Source organism: Enterobacter cloacae complex sp. HYC080_NIDB, from assembly GCF_056673325.1.
The window spans coordinates 1,194,711-1,209,700 of the sequence record NZ_CP114212.1 but is presented as its reverse complement, the minus strand read 5'-3'; the positions used below and the strand labels follow the sequence as shown (position 1 = coordinate 1,209,700).

The window sequence follows — 14,990 nt, the reverse complement described above, 5'->3', positions numbered from 1 at the left end:
AACGCTTTAGGGGTAAAACTTAACGGCCCAGCTCGAAATTTACCGTCGCCGTTTGTCCTGCCTCATCCATCACAAATAACTGATAATTACCCGGCAAATATAATTGTAATGAATAATTATAATTCCGTCCTTTTAACGGTTCTCCGTTTAAAAACCACCAGCGCTCACCTTCTCCACCTGTCGTACTGACAGAAAGCGTCACATTTCCTTCACCCGGGAGTCGCTTAATCACAGCTCCCTCTCTGATTCCCGAAATCATAAGCGGTGCCGCATTGTTATTATCCAGAGGCGGACAGACTGTTGATTTCGCAGGAAGACGCGCCGCCCTTTTTTCTGCTGCTGGCAGCCACGACTCCAGCGGCAGCGGCCAGACATCGAGGATTTTCTCCGTGGCATCCGGGCAATCTGCTGAAACGCGCTTACCCGTTTTATCAAGCCAGACCGGGAAACGAATGCCGCGAATACCTTCCTGTTCCGGTAAAAGCAGCGTAGGCGGCTCACTTCCTTCCAGCAACCATGTGGAAAGGCGACGCCGACAGTTTTCACTGCCTTCCGGCAGCGACTGACCGCCAGGCCAGCAGATCACACCCTGCCCGACGCTCTCCGGACGCGGATCGCGCGGCAGGCGGGCTTCGTCTACCGTCGAGCGAGACTGAAGCAGGTTATTTACCTGATTCAGGAGCGGCACCGCGCTGGCAAAACCAAACTGCCCGGCCACGGGCGTACCGTCCGGTCGCCCGGTCCAGATGCCAATGACGTAACGGGCGTTCAGACCTATTGCCCAGGCATCACGGTAGCCGTAGCTGGTGCCGGTTTTCCACGCCAGCGGCGCAATTTGCGGTAGCGCACTGTCCGGCAGCGGCTGCGCCTCGTTGGCGAGAATACGGCGAATAATCCACGCTGAACCTGCCGATAACAGCGGGCGCTCAACAAGCGCGTCGCCAGGCTGGAAGCGCAGCCTTCCCGCCTTGCCGTGTCGGGCAAAGGCGCTATAGGCAGCGGCGATATCGGCCAGCCGCGCGCCTGCACCTCCCAAAATCAGCGACAAATTCGGTTGTGCCCCCGCAGGCAGGATCAGCGGCAGCCCGGCATTGCTCAGCATTCCGGCAAAACGCTTTGGCCCGTAGGCTTCCAGCACCTGCACCGCCGGCAGGTTGAGGGAGCGTACCAGCGCTTCACTCATGCTGACCGGCCCGTGGAAGCCGCTGTCGAAATTTCCGGGGCGATAATCACCGGTTTTTCGAGGAACGTCCTGAAGCAATGAGGCGGGATGGATCAGGCCATCATCCAGCGCCATACCGTAAATAAAGGGTTTCAGCACCGATCCCGGCGATCGGATCGCATTGACCATATCAACATGGCTAAATCGACTGTCGTCGTTAATATCCACCGAACCGACCCAGCCGCGCACTTTCATATCCGTATGATCCACGACGATCATCGCCAGCGAGCTGCGTGCCGGCAGGCGGGATTTCCAGTTCATCGCCAGCTCTTCCAGCTGTCGTTGTAGTCCGGCATCCAGCGTGGTGACAATTTTTGTGTCGCGGCTTTTGCCGAGCATCATGCGAGCAAAAAGCGGCGCCAGCTGCGGCATCTGACGGGGAGCCAGCCATACCGGCTCTTCACGGGACTCTTTTACCTGTTTTTCTGACCAGACGCCCTGGGTCATCATGCGGTCGAGCACCTTATTGCGTGCCGCTTCGGCCCGCTCCGGCCACCGGTCCGGGCGCAGACGACTCGGAGCCTGCGGTAGTACGGCCAGCAGCGCTGCATCGGAGTAGCTAAGCTGCGAAGGTGGTTTCCCCAGATAGGTCCAGCTTGCTGCCCCTACACCCTGCAGCGTGCCGCCAAACGGGGCACGGTTGAGATACAGCGTAAGAATATCGCGTTTGGAGAGATGCCACTCCAGCTGCATCGCCCGCCAGAGCTGACGGATCTTTCCACCGAAGGTGCGCGGATGCGGATCCAGCAGGCGCGCCACCTGCATGGTAAGCGTGCTTCCCCCCGAGACCACTCTCCCGGAGGTGAGATCCTGCCAGGCGGCGCGCATGACAGAGAGTGGGTTTACGCCGGGATGATCCCAGAACCAGCGATCTTCATACTGGATTAGCGCCTCAAGATAACGGGGAGAGACCTCTTCAATGGTCACCGGATAGCGCCAGATGCCCTCCGCGTCAGCAAAACGCCACAGCGGCGTGCCGTTCTCATCCACCACCACCCGGGCGGGGTTAACCTCTTTCAGAGGTAACGGCCACAGGCGGTCGGCGGCGAAAACCAGCCCCCATAAAATGAGAAGCGCTCCCGCCAGCCAGAGCCAGCGGGAGCGTATCAGACGTGCTTTCAGCATATTACGGAACAACAATCAGCGGGCCGCTGGCCGCACCCGTTGCCCGCCACTGCGGAACGTACATAGACTCCACCATCGGGACCGGCACCTGGTAAGTTCCCGGTGTGACGGCGCGCGCCAGGTAAACCAGCGTGACCGGCTGACCTTCGTTGACCGGCACAGCGGCCACAAAGCGGTCGTCGCGGAACTCCATATGCTGAATATCCGCCTGCTGCATCTGGCTCAGCAGGTTTTGCACCTCGCTGCCGCTGTCCTGCAGGCTGGCGCTGCTGCTCGCCAGGTTCTGGTTTTCCAGCTCCAGACCCGCCGGGAGAAGATCCACCACCAGCGCATCCGGCACGTTCTGGCTGGCTTTCACCTCAAGCCACACCAGTACCAGTTCACCACTCTTCAGAGATGAGAGCGATTTACTGCTGCCGTCGGTTGCCAGGATATGACGTTCAACCTGCAGCACGTTCGAGCTCGGCTGAGGCGCATATTCCGGATAACCCGTGCTGTCCAGGCGAACCCACAGTGGCGAAGTGCCGGTATTGGTCACCTGCAGCGCACCAAACTGGTCGCCGTTGACGTTTTGTACCAGCGATGTATCACCGCCTGAGGCGGTATCAGACAGCGAGGTTTTCGCCTGCCATGCACCTGACAGAGTTTGCAGCGAACGTCCGGCCAGGAAGAGGGCATTACTCTCCTGAGTAGACAGCCAGCGCTGGCTGAAAGCCTGTTCAGACAGCGCATTCAGCAACGTATTTTGCGCATCCGGCAGCAGCTTGTACTCTTCCAGCAGGGAGAGCATCAACGCGTTATCGCGCAACTGACTACCGTAATCGGCCATCCAGTTTTTGCTGTCGTTACGCGGCGTTTTGAGCGCCAGGTCCAGTGCCTGCTGGCTGCGTGGGGCATCGCCCATCAGTTTGAGCGCCATACCCAGCTGCATCAGCGGCAGCCCGGAAGCAGCCTGAGCGTGACGATCCCAGATTTCGCGCAGCGCACCCAGCGGTGCTTTTTGCTGGCGCGCCAGCACCAGAGCGGCATAAGCCTGTACGGCAAATTTGCTGGCCTGGGTGTCGTCGCTGTAGCGAATGGACATCATGCCCGGATCCTGCAGGTAGCGCAGCAGGCGGCTATTGGCGTTATTCACGGCTTCGGCAGGCACGCTGTAGCCTTGCTCGCCTGCACGCACCAGGAAGTCAGTGACATAGGCGGTTAACCAGTACTCTTCCGGGCCGTTTTTATCCCACAACGCAAAACCGCCCTCCTCGCGCTGCATCTGCAGCAGACGCGAGATCCCAATATCAATGGCAGCACGGCGCTTGTCATCCGTGTCGCCCTTAATACCAAGCGCGGTGAGCTGCGCCGCGTTGGTGTAGAGCGACGGGAACAGGCCACTCGTGGTTTGTTCCAGACAGCCATACGGATACGCCTGCAGTTCACGAATATAGCGCGCCAGGTTGAGCGGTGGTTTACCGCTCAGCAGGAGTTGCCCCTGCAGAGTGGCTGGAGAGAAACCGCTACTATGCTGCGCCGGTGCGGTCCAGGATTCACCCGGGTTCAGCATCGCTCCGGTATTGACGGTCTGTGCCGGGAATGCCGGACGTACGCCGATTTTCCAGCTTTTCTGCTGCGCTGCGAAGGTTTCTCCCGGAAGCTGCAGGCCGGTAACCTGTGCCGTCACCTCACCGTCGCCATAGCCTTCCAGCGCACGTACTGGAATAAACAGGGTGCTACGCGCGCCCGGCGGCAGCTGAACCGGCTGCGGCGGCGCGCCCTCCAGGGACAGTTTGCCTGTCGCAGTCAGGGCAACGTTCAGCGTTTGCGGCTGGTCGGTCAGGTTGGTCAGATCCAGCGTCAGGCGCGAGGTATCTCCACTCGCCAGGAAACGCGGGGTGTTCAGCTCGGTAATGACCGGTGCGGCCACCACAACCTTGCTTTCACTGCTGCCAAAATCATCTTCCGTCCAGGCCTGTGCCATCAGGCGCAGCTCGCCGTTGAAGTCTCCAATCGGCAGCGTAACGGTACCTTCCCCGTTAGCATCCAGCGTAACCGGCTGAGCCTGCTGGGCAACAATGGTGACGTGGTTCACCGGCGGTTTGCCGCCGCGCTTCAGTTCATCGCCATCACCGCCGAAGCGCAGCGCCGCCATGCGGCCCTGTCCTTCAATGACCTGGCCGTAGATATCGTAGATATCCGCGCCGTAGCGCTTCTGGCCGAAGAACGCCTGCCACGGATCTGGCGTAACGTAATCGGTAATGTTCAGCACGCCGCTGTCCACTGCCGAAACCAGCACGTTCACTTTCTGTGGAACCGCACCCTCTTTCACGCTGGCTTTCACCTTCACCGAGAGCGTCTGATTTGGCCGCATTTTCTGCGGGTTATCGAGCGCAATGTTCAGGCGACGATTTTCGTCTCCCATCGGCAGATGCAGCAGACCAACCGCGCGTTTCGGCGTGGCGGATTTCGATTTATCCCCAGGGCGCACCACCAGTGTGCTGAGATAGAGATCGTGACGTTTCCAGGCTTTATCTACCGGAATCGAGAGATCGAGCCCGTTTGCCGGTACGTCGATCTCTTTCCACCACAGCGGCCCTTCGCTGGATTCGATCATGGCATAACCCTTGCCTGCGGCGGGTGCAGCGATATGCAGCTGGATGGTATCGCCTGGCTGATAAGCGGGTTTATCCAGCTTCAGCGTCACGCGGTCAGGGCGTGCTGCCCCCGTGCCATCGCTGTTATCCTGCCAGCTGTATCCTGCCCAGAAACGCACGCTACTGACCATCTCATCAGGCGCTTTCACCTCCAGACGGTATGAGCCCCACTCCACCGGGAAAGTGACCTTGCCGGTTTCATCGGCCTTGAGGCTAAGCTCCTGTTCACCTTCAACCAGATCTTTTTGATCGAACTGAGACTGCCAGCCTTCGCTCTCAGACCAGTTCCAGAAGTAGTCGCGGCGCTCGCGGATCAGGCGCACCTGTAAGCCGGATACCGCTTTTTTCGCCCCGCTGGCATCGGCATAAACGATGTCAAAGCTGGCATTACCGTTTTCGTCAACAATGGGTTGGTTGACGGTGGTATCCGTGCGGTAGTCGTATACGGCCTTGCTGGCGAACGGAGGACGGATACCCGGCAGTTCAGCCGCCGGCCAGATGGCCTGCTCAGCGCGACGCGTCACCGGGCGACCGCCCGACTCCAGCAGGCTGGCCTGCAGGATCAGCTGTAGCGGCGAATGCACTTCTTTCCACTGGCTTTCAGTCGTAACCTGCCCGCGCCCCTGTTCGTCCAGCGTAAGCTGCACTTCATCCAGACTGCGGCTCAGGTTTTCCTCAGCGATGTCCCCAAACTGGAAGCCTGGCAGTGCAGGCACGGCCTCACGCAGTGGGCGGAGGAAAAGCTGGCCCTGCAGTGAATTCCCATTAGCCGGCGCACCGTACAGGTAATAGCCTACTACGTTAAAGTCCACGTCATCCTGCGGGGAAACCGGTGCTTTTTGACCTGTCAGATTCAGCGCCATACGCTCAGGCATGAAATCTTCCACGTGGAAATCCCACAGACGCTGCTGGTTATCACCTGTGTTCGCGCGGATATGCCACATGCCGGTCTGCGCACCGCTATCCAGCGGATAGTTAAAACGATAGAGCCCGTTTTCTGGCTTAACGACCATCGTGCGCGCCACCTGTCCATCCGGACGCAACACGTCAAGCTTCACAGGCTGGTCGGGGAGCGGCTTTCCGTCGCTGTCGCGCAGTAAGCCGTTGAGGATCACGGTTTCACCCGGGCGATAGAGATCGCGCGGACCAAACATAAAGAACTGCTTGCTGTAGCCCGGATTACCGGCGATATCAAACTCCGCCAGATCGAGCGCCGGAAGTTTGAGATCAAGCAGCGTGGTCTGGCCATCTTTGCTCGCCAGAATCAGCGCGGCCTCTTTGTCGGTTTCAAGCGTCGCATGACCGTCCGCATCGCTTTTCGCCTCGGCAAGGGTCTGCCCTTTGTCATTCAGCAGCGTGACGGTGACACCGGACTGCGCCGCACCGTTTTCCAGACTCTGGGTAAAGATGTCCAGGCGGTTGTGGTAACGGTGAGCGGATAACCCGACATCGCTCAGGGTAAAGAGGGTTGCGGCATTGCTGTAGTTGTAGTGTCCGGCCTGGTTCATGACCGCGATATAGACGCCAGACTGCTGGAGCGGCTTGATATCCTTGAGCGGCAGGAGCAGTTTTTCACGGGTATTGCGCGCCGGATTGAGATCAAAGCGACCGGTATAAACCAGTTCCGCCATCTTCAGCAGGTTGTCGGATTCCCAGTTGGTCAGGGAGTTACGGTACTCCCACTGACTGACAAAGGAAGCCAGCGATTCCGGCTTCACGCGGTAGAAATTGACGTCCACATTGTTGACGTTGAGCGCCATCACCGGCAGCCCTTCCACCACTTTGCCCGGCAGCAGCGATCCGCGGCTGGCAAAACCGACCGTCGGTTCGACATCCCGGGTGGTGATCGCTTTTTCATAATCAATGTCGAACGTTGCTTTGTTCAGCGCCTGTAAACCACGTTCGACGGTGACAACCAGATTACGGTTGGGCTCCAGATGACGCAGGCGAAGCTCTTTCAGGTTAGGCGCAAGTTCCCACGCTCCGTCAACCTTGCCACTTTTCTTATCCACGACATGCACTGTTTTCGCGAAATCCTGGTCGGGATTCAACGGAACAGAGAAGGTCAACACCAGCGTGGCGGCGCCGTCCAGCTGTACTTCAGAGGCATCCAGTAGGGTTAATGCTTTGCCCTGGCTCTGTGCCGCCAGTTTTGCCAATTTTTCTGCATCAGGCTTTTCAGCCGCTTTCGGGGTTGATGTGGTAGATGCTGCGGGAGCCGCAGTCTGAGATTTATCGTCGCTGTTGTCACAGCCGACAAGCGTAAATGTGGTAAGCAGCGCGAGAGAGATCGCGGCTAAGCGAAACGGTTTCATCCTTTGTCCCTGGCCTGAGGGGGCCTGTTGGTCGTCGTCCGGATAAGTATTATCCGCAAGTTTCGTTAATACAAAAAGTCCAATTTTAGAATCTGGAAAGCGCCTCGCAGAATCGCCATGTCCGGCGGCGTGGAGGTGGAACCGCGATCACAGAGCATAACGTCACATGTTACCTTTCACGTCATTTGTTTTTAAAACAATAAGATAGCTGGATAAAAGCATCAGGAGCCTGCTAGTTTTATGACCATGACGCACCCCGAGTGCGCGGTTCAATAAGAGAGAAAGCCATGAAACGAGCCGTGAACGCCCTACAAAATTTCGGAAAATCATTGTACGGCCCCGTACTTATCTTACCGATCGTCGGTCTGTTTATCGCCTTTGGTAACGTATTGGGTAACGGCAACCTGGCCGAGTACCTGCCGTTTCTTGGCCATCCGCTCATTCAGAGTATCGGCCAGCTGATCGCCAAATCCGCCGTGTCAGTGCTGGTCAACCTGGCGCTGGTGTTTGCCGTCGGGATCCCGATTGGGCTGGCAACGCGCGATAAAGGCTACGCGGCGCTGATTGGTCTGGTGACCTTCGTGGTGTTTATCAACGCCATGAACGTAACGTTACAGCTTCAGGGTGAGCTGGCGCCTGCCGGGCAGATGAAAGCCGCGGGTCAAAGCATGGTGCTGGGCGTTCAGGTGCTGGAGATGGGTGTTTTCGCCGGGATCCTGACCGGGGCGCTCTCCGGCTACCTTTACAACAAATATTCCGGCGTACAGTTTAACGGTGCGATGGCGATTTACTCCGGCCACTGCTTTGTCGCGATTGTGATGCTGCCCGTCTCCATGCTGCTCGGCGTGGTAATGAGCGAAATCTGGCCGTACGCTCAGCACGGGATTAGCGCGCTGGCGCTGGCCATTAAAGGCTCAGGCCCGTTCGGCGTAGCCATTTACGGTTTCCTTGAGCGCATTCTGGTACCGACTGGCCTGCATCATCTGGTTTATACCCCGTTCCTCTATACCGAACTCGGGGGGACGCAGGAGGTATGCGGCGCAACCTATCAGGGCGCGCGCAATATCTACTTCGCCGAAATGGCCTGTCCGGAGGTGAAGCAGCTCAGCAGCACCGTGGTGTGGGACGCGCGCGGCATCAGCAAAATGTTCGGCCTGCCCGCCGCCGCGCTGGCGATGTATATGACCGCAAAACCGGAACGCAAAGCTGTTGCGAAAGCCATTTTGATCCCGGCGGCGCTGACCTCGCTGCTGGTCGGCGTCACCGAGCCGATTGAGTTCTCCTTCCTGTTCGTCGCGCCGCTGCTGTTCGTGGTTCACGCGGTGCTGACCGGCATCGGCATGATGCTGTTCTCGCTATTTGGTGTTCACGCCATCGGTGCCAACGGGATCATTGATTTCATTCTCTACAACCTGCCGCTCGGCACGGAGAAATCCAACTGGCCAATGTACATCCTGGTAGGGCTGATCATGTTTTCCCTCTACTTCACGGTGTTCCGCTTCCTTATTCTGCGCTTCAACATGAAGACCCCAGGCCGTGAGGATGAGGATCAGGAGACACGTCTCTACAGCAAGCAGGAGTACCAGGCGAGGGGCAATAACGACGGGCTGGGTGAGTCCATCGTAGTGGGCCTCGGCGGCAGGGAGAATATTGAGGTTGTGGATAACTGCTATACCCGCTTACGCGTCACGGTGAAGGACGTCGACATCATCGACGAGCCGCGCCTGAAAGCGACCGGCGCGAAAGGGGTCATCAAACAAGGTAACAACGTTCAGGTGGTCTACGGGCTGCATGTCAAAAAAATGCGAGAAGCCGTTGAGACGTTTCTCTGAAAGGAGCTAAAGATGTTTACACCCCCCTTTATTCTGTCGATTGCCGGTGGCGGCAGCACCTACACGCCGGGTATTGTGAAAAGCCTGATGGTACGTCTGCATGACTTCCCGCTGGCCGAAATCCGCCTCTATGACATCGACGAGGCGCGTCAGAACACCATCGCGCCGGTGGTTGAGAAAGTGATTCGTGACCACAGTGAAAGCATCAAATTCACCGTCACCACTGACCCGGAAGTGGCGTTCAGCGGCGCACATTTCGTCTTCGCCCAGATGCGGGTCGGTCAGTATAAAATGCGCGAGCAGGATGAGAAGATCCCGCTGCGGCACGGCGTGGTCGGCCAGGAGACTTGCGGTCCCGGCGGGCTGGCGTACGGACTGCGCACGATCCTGCCGATGGTCGAGCTTATCGATCGGGTGGATCGCTACGCGCATGAAAAAGCCTGGATCGTGAACTACTCCAACCCGGCAGCGATCGTGGCGGAAGGCGTGCGCCGCCTGCGCCCGAACGCGCGGGTGCTGAACATCTGCGATATGCCCGTCGCTGCAATGCGCAATATGGGTGCCATTCTGGGCGTGGATCGCCACAAGCTGGAGGTGGACTATTTCGGCCTGAACCACTTCGGCTGGTTTACCCGCGTGCTGGTGGACGGCGAAGACAAGCTGCCCGAACTGCGCAAACATATCGCGAAGTTTGGCCTGTTGACGGAAGACGCCGCCAAAACCGATCCGCAACATTCCGATCCCTCCTGGGTGAAGACCTGGCGCAACATCAAGCCCGTCATGGATAACTTCCCGGAGTACCTGCCGAACCCGTATCTGCAGTATTACCTGATGCCAAACCAGATTGTGGAGCATCAGAACCCGGACTATACCCGCGCTAACGAAGTGATGGACGGGCGTGAGAAAAAACTCTTTGCTGCTGCGCAAGAGTACAAGCGCACCGGGATCCTGCCGGATGCCTTCCACGTGGGCGTCCACGGCGAGTTTATCGTCGACGTGGCCTGCTCGCTGGCCTTTAACCTGCGCAGCCGCCATCTGGTGATGGTGGAAAACCGCGGGGCGATTACCAACCTGCCATACGATGCGATGGTGGAAGTGCCCGCCTATATCACCTCCGAAGGACCAGAGCCTATGCGCATCGGTCGGGTGCCGCTGTTCCATCAGACCCTGCTGCAACAGCAGCTGGCATCCGAACAGCTGCTGGTGGAGGCGACCATCGAAGGCAGTTATGAGAAAGCCCTGCAGGCCTTCACCCTGAACCGCACCGTGCCGACCATGGCGCACGCGAAAGCTATTCTGGATGAGATGATCGAAGCCAACCGCGACTACTGGCCCGCACTGCAAAAGGCCTGGCAGAATGGCGAAACGGTGAAAAAATAGGGGCTTGCTCGCGAGTTGAACGTGGTTTGCTTGTCGGTGTCATAAAAAACACCGACAATCCTTTTTTACGGAAAAGAATGGAGGCATCCCATGTCCACCTCATATTTTGTCGCCGCCGACTGGCTGATTGAGCACGGCGACGACCCGGAAGTCCAGATTATTGACGCGCGGATGGCCCCAGCCGGGCAGGAACATCTTCGTGATATGCTCGCTGAATACCGTGCCGGCCATCTGCCTGATGCGGTGTTTTTTGATATTGAAGCCCTCTCCGATCACAACTCTCCCCTGCCGCACATGCTGCCGCGCCCGGAAGCCTTTTCCGTGGCGATGCGCGAGCTGGGCGTGAGCCGCGACAAGCATCTGGTTGTTTACGATGAGGGCAACCTCTTTTCCGCACCGCGCGCGTGGTGGATGTTAAAACAGTTTGGCGTAGAGAAAGTGTCAATTCTGGCAGGCGGTCTGGCGGGCTGGAAGCGTGATGACCTGCCGCTTCAGCAGGGTGATGTCACGCTGCCGGAAGGCGATTTCGATGCCACGTTTGACGCACACGTCGTCAAACGTCTGACTGACGTACTGGTCGTTAGCCACGAGAAGACGGCGCAAATTGTCGATGCCCGTCCTGCTCCTCGCTTTAATGCCGAAGCGGATGAACCGCGTCCGGGTCTGAAGCGTGGACATATTCCGGGCGCGCTGAACGTGCCGTGGGGCGATCTGGTTTTTGAAGGGGAGCTGAAAACCACCGATGAACTGCGCGCCATTTTTGACCGTGCGGGTGTGGATTTACATCGTCCGATCATTGCCAGCTGCGGTTCCGGCGTAACGGCCTGCGTGGTGATTCTGGCACTTGCCACCCTCGGGGTTAACGACGTCACTCTTTACGACGGCGCCTGGAGCGAATGGGGTGCGCGAGACGATCTGCCGGTTGAACCGGCAAAATAATGGATAACCGCCTGGCCACGCTGTTAACGCGCGGGGCGTCACTGACCCGCGCGGAGTATCGCGTCCTCGCCCACCTCACGGAGCATCCGCTGCTGGTGGGCAATATCACGGTGCGCGAGCTGGCGCAGGCGACATTTGTTTCTACCGCCACCATTATGCGGCTGTGTCAGAAGCTGGGGTTCAGCGGTTTTAGCGAGTTTATCTGGCACTGCAAGCAGCTGCTTTCTGACACGCCGCATATCGCCGTGCAGGGGCAATCGCTCCCTGAGCTGCCTGCCCTTTTTAACCAATTCATCGCCAACTATCAGCAAACTTTTCAGTGGGTCACCCAGGACAAACGCCAGCAGTTTGCCAACCTGCTGCGCCAGAAAGAGAGCTTTTTTCTCTACGGTGCCGGGTTTTCCTATCTGTTTGCCGAGTACCTGACCAAGAAATTGCAGGTGTTGGGCAAAACGGCATTTATCTCCGGGCCGGGGGACAGCCGGAACATTTTTCTCAGCAACGCCGCCCGCTATCAGGTGTTCATTGCCGTTTCACGCAGCGGCGAAACGGAGCAGGTGCTGGATAAAGCGCGAATTGCCAAAAACGTCGGGATGACCGTCGTCGCGTTTACCCGCGCCTCGGCCAATACGCTGGCGGGGATGGCGGACGTACACTTTGCCCTCTATGACGAAGCGGTACATTTCGCTGCTGAAGCAGCAGGCGTGACGTCATTTGAGTCGAATCTGGTGCTGCTGATGGATTTACTGCTGCTGGAAGCAACGGGGTGAAGTTCACCCCGCGTCATCAGATAATGCGGTTGGTTTTGAGATCGCACAGGAACCCGCCCCAGCGACGCTCATAAAACGGCGTGATGTGCTCGGTAATAAAATGGCTGATGCCCTTCTCACCTTTCGTCACCTGGCAGATATCAATCGGCTCGTCGCCCGGCAGCGTGTCGGTCGCCACGCTTCCCGCCGCCTGAATGATGTCGTCGATATCGCCATCTGCTTCAATACCGATCAGCAGCACCGGTTGCTCGTCGGCATTCTCTTTAATGGAGCAGAGGAATGCGCGCCTGACGGGCTTGAGCGTTTTGAAGAGCGTGGTCAGGGAATCAATCATCTGCGCGGGCGGCTCGGCCACTTCGGAGAGCAGCAGCGTTTCCCCCCCTTCCAGCACTTCCTGAGTGCTGAGCGGATTGCCCTCTTCACCCATCAGGTGACTGATTTCACGCGGGGTGAACTCTTTCCCGGTTGGCAGTTTGGCGTTGAGGAACAGGGTCTGGCCCAACGTCATTTCAAACAGCGTACGCACCGGCATCACCACGAATGCCTGTTCATCTTCCACGGCTTCCTGCAGCGCTTCCAGTGAGGTAAAGAACGGGATCACTGAAGAGCCGTCGTCTTTCTCCCAGTGCAGCAGATCCAGCGCGCTGTCTTCCACAACCTGCTCACCTTCCGCCGCGGTGCCTGGCACCCAGACGGTAGATTCCAGCAACGTGCGGAAAAATGCCGGACGGTGAGCGGGCTCGGTGGCCGCCTGTTCCAGCAGAGTTTCTAATTCGTTTTTGGTTTCGGACATAGTTTGGCTACTTCACAATTGCCCGGCGGCGCTACGCTTGCACGGGCCTACGGGTTTTGTAGGCCGGGTAAGCGTAGCGCCACCCGGCAAAAAAGGTTACTCAGCCGTCAGCAGGTTCGCCACGGTACGCACGCCCAGACCGGTCGCACCCGCGGACCACTGTTCTACCGCTGCTTTACGGTAGGTTGCGGAGCAGTCGATGTGCAGCCAGCCTTCGTGATAGTTCTCAACGAAGTGAGACAGGAAGCCTGCTGCGGTACTTGCCCCTGCCGGATACGCCGCGCTTGCGGTGTTATTCAGCTCGGCAAAGTTGGACGGCAGCTGGCTGCGGTGGAACTCGGCCAGCGGCAGACGCCAGAATGGTTCGTTTTCCGCCGCGGCGCTTGCCAGCAGGCGTGCGGCCAGCTCGTCATCGAAGCTGAACAGCGCATGGTAGTCGTTCCCCAGGGCGGTTTTCGCCGCACCGGTCAGGGTCGCCATGTCGATAATCAGCTCAGGTTTCTGCGCAGAGGCGTCAATCAGGCCATCAGCCAGCACCAGGCGGCCTTCGGCATCGGTGTTCATCACTTCAACATTTTTGCCGTTGCGATAGCGAATGATGTCACCCAGCTTGAAGGCATTGCCGCTGACCATGTTGTCGGCGCAGCACAGGTAAAGCTTCACGCGCTTGTTCAGGCCGCGGGTAATCGCGAACGCCAGCGCACCAGTGATGGTTGCCGCGCCGCCCATGTCGGACTTCATGGAGTCCATGAACGCGCTCTGCTTCAGGCTGTAGCCGCCGGTGTCAAAAGTAATGCCTTTGCCGACCAGGCAGGCAAAGACAGGCGCTTCTTTATCGCCGGTTGGGTTGTAATCCAGCGCCAGCAGGACCGGAGGTCGCTCAGAGCCACGGCCTACGGTGTGGATACCCATATAGTTCTGCTCGCGCAGGTCTTCACCTTTGGTAATACGGTAGGACATTTTGTCGCCCGCCACGCCGCACAGCAGGTCAACGGCGCGCTGCGCCAGCTGCTCAGGACCTAACTCTTCCGCCGGGGCGTTGATGGTGTCGCGTACCCAGTCGATGATCTGCAGGCGGCTTTCCAGCTCTTTCTGACCGGCTTCGTCGAGGTTTGCCCACTCAATTTTGCGGGTGCCTTTCGGACCTTTGTACCCCGCCCAGAATGCCCAGCTGCGGTCGGTGTCCCAGCCTTCGCCTTCCAGCGAGACATGTTTGATCCCCAGACCGTCGATTTTGCGCGCGGCGCGCTGGATCAGGCCCAAATCATCGTTGCCCGTCAGGTGCAGGGTAATACCGTCGTTATTGATGCTGTAGCTGGCTTTCTCGCCCCAGCGCGCGTCGGCAGGCTGCGTAGAGAGCGTAATCTTCATCGCTTCGGTCATTTTATTTATCCTTATTAGCAAACGGGCCGCCTGAAGGCAGCCCGTTAAGTGATTTACTCTGCTTCATCTAACCAGACTAACAGAATCGCCTCCAGAATTTTTTCATTGGATGCGTTTGGATCGTCGTCGAAATCGTCTAAATCGCAGATCCACTGGTGCATGTCGGTGAATCGTACGGTTTTCGGATCGAGATCCGGGTTCGCGTCGTAGAGCGCTTCGCCGATCTCACGGCTGTCTGTCCACTTCAGTCCCATATTAATGCTCGCGTGCGTGGTTGATAGTGTAGCGTGGGAATTCCACGACCAGATCTTCGTCGGTCACCGCGGCCTGGCAGCTTAAGCGGCTGTCTGGCTCCAGACCCCATGCTTTATCCAGCATGTCGTCTTCGTCTTCGGTGCTTTCGGCGAGCGAGTCAAAACCTTCACGCACGATGCAGTGACAGGTAGTGCAGGCACAGGATTTTTCACAGGCGTGTTCCACTTCGATACCTGCGCGCAGGGCAACATCGAGAATGGTTTCACCGGTCTTCGCTTCCAGAACAGCGCCATCCGGACAAAGGTCCGCATGAGGCAAAATAACAATCTTTGGCATA

Annotated in this window: 10 protein-coding genes; 4 read left to right on the top strand and 6 right to left on the bottom strand. The window is 58.2% G+C overall.

Annotation, left to right across the window (positions count from 1 at the left end; translation table 11 throughout):
- Positions 1–19: 19 nt before the first annotated feature.
- Positions 20–2,347, bottom strand: coding sequence for a peptidoglycan glycosyltransferase PbpC (gene pbpC, locus O1723_RS05765; RefSeq protein ID WP_014884817.1), 2,328 nt, complete (start codon positions 2,345–2,347; stop codon positions 20–22).
- Position 2,348: 1 nt separating this feature from the next.
- Positions 2,349–7,301, bottom strand: a complete 4,953-nt coding sequence (locus O1723_RS05760; protein ID WP_479983864.1) for an alpha-2-macroglobulin family protein — start codon at positions 7,299–7,301, stop codon at positions 2,349–2,351.
- 287 nt (positions 7,302–7,588) lie between these two features.
- On the opposite strand from O1723_RS05760, the gene O1723_RS05755 reads away from it, so the two are divergent.
- The 4 genes from O1723_RS05755 to O1723_RS05740 all read left to right on the top strand — a co-directional run bounded on the left by O1723_RS05755 (position 7,589) and on the right by O1723_RS05740 (position 12,222).
- Entirely contained in the window at positions 7,589–9,133 is a 1,545-nt protein-coding gene (locus tag O1723_RS05755; protein ID WP_014884819.1) for a PTS transporter subunit EIIC, read from the top strand.
- Between the two features lie 12 nt (positions 9,134–9,145).
- On the top strand, positions 9,146–10,513 hold the full coding sequence (locus O1723_RS05750) for a 6-phospho-alpha-glucosidase (protein WP_014884820.1): 1,368 nt from the start codon (positions 9,146–9,148) through the stop codon (positions 10,511–10,513).
- A gap of 90 nt (positions 10,514–10,603) precedes the next feature.
- Complete coding sequence (gene sseA / locus O1723_RS05745; RefSeq protein ID WP_014884821.1) at positions 10,604–11,452, top strand: 3-mercaptopyruvate sulfurtransferase; 849 nt, start codon at positions 10,604–10,606, stop codon at positions 11,450–11,452.
- Positions 11,452–12,222: a MurR/RpiR family transcriptional regulator gene (locus O1723_RS05740; protein WP_014884822.1), complete on the top strand. Its 771-nt coding sequence runs from the start codon at positions 11,452–11,454 to the stop codon at positions 12,220–12,222. Before sseA ends, O1723_RS05740 begins: the two co-directional genes overlap by 1 nt.
- Positions 12,223–12,238: 16 nt before the next feature.
- On the opposite strand, the gene sseB is transcribed toward O1723_RS05740, so the two are convergent.
- The 4 genes from sseB to fdx all read right to left on the bottom strand — a co-directional run bounded on the left by sseB (position 12,239) and on the right by fdx (position 14,989).
- Entirely contained in the window at positions 12,239–13,015 is a 777-nt protein-coding gene (gene sseB, locus O1723_RS05735) for an enhanced serine sensitivity protein SseB (protein ID WP_248190632.1), read from the bottom strand.
- Between the two features lie 96 nt (positions 13,016–13,111).
- The gene (gene pepB / locus O1723_RS05730; protein ID WP_014884824.1) at positions 13,112–14,398 is read right to left on the bottom strand and encodes an aminopeptidase PepB; all 1,287 of its coding nucleotides are present in this window, start codon (positions 14,396–14,398) and stop codon (positions 13,112–13,114) included.
- A gap of 53 nt (positions 14,399–14,451) precedes the next feature.
- Positions 14,452–14,652, bottom strand: a complete 201-nt coding sequence (gene iscX, locus O1723_RS05725; RefSeq protein ID WP_014171178.1) for a Fe-S cluster assembly protein IscX — start codon at positions 14,650–14,652, stop codon at positions 14,452–14,454.
- Between the two features lies 1 nt (position 14,653).
- Positions 14,654–14,989 carry an ISC system 2Fe-2S type ferredoxin gene (gene fdx, locus O1723_RS05720; RefSeq protein ID WP_003860652.1) on the bottom strand — a complete coding sequence of 112 codons (336 nt, stop codon included), beginning with the start codon at positions 14,987–14,989 and terminating at the stop codon, positions 14,654–14,656.
- Between the last annotated feature and the right edge of the window lies 1 nt (position 14,990).

Bases quoted from the DNA above. Each gene is read 5' to 3' on its own strand.
- sseB (WP_248190632.1), bottom strand. From the start codon at position 13,015: ATGTCCGAAACCAAAAACGAATTAGAAACTCTGCTGGAACAGGCGGCC.
- O1723_RS05760 (WP_479983864.1), bottom strand. From the start codon at position 7,301: ATGAAACCGTTTCGCTTAGCCGCGATCTCTCTCGCGCTGCTTACCACA.
- sseA (WP_014884821.1), top strand. From the start codon at position 10,604: ATGTCCACCTCATATTTTGTCGCCGCCGACTGGCTGATTGAGCACGGC.
- O1723_RS05755 (WP_014884819.1), top strand. From the start codon at position 7,589: ATGAAACGAGCCGTGAACGCCCTACAAAATTTCGGAAAATCATTGTAC.
- iscX (WP_014171178.1), bottom strand. From the start codon at position 14,652: ATGGGACTGAAGTGGACAGACAGCCGTGAGATCGGCGAAGCGCTCTAC.
- pbpC (WP_014884817.1), bottom strand. From the start codon at position 2,347: ATGCTGAAAGCACGTCTGATACGCTCCCGCTGGCTCTGGCTGGCGGGA.
- pepB (WP_014884824.1), bottom strand. From the start codon at position 14,398: ATGACCGAAGCGATGAAGATTACGCTCTCTACGCAGCCTGCCGACGCG.
- O1723_RS05740 (WP_014884822.1), top strand. From the start codon at position 11,452: ATGGATAACCGCCTGGCCACGCTGTTAACGCGCGGGGCGTCACTGACC.
- O1723_RS05750 (WP_014884820.1), top strand. From the start codon at position 9,146: ATGTTTACACCCCCCTTTATTCTGTCGATTGCCGGTGGCGGCAGCACC.
- fdx (WP_003860652.1), bottom strand. From the start codon at position 14,989: ATGCCAAAGATTGTTATTTTGCCTCATGCGGACCTTTGTCCGGATGGC.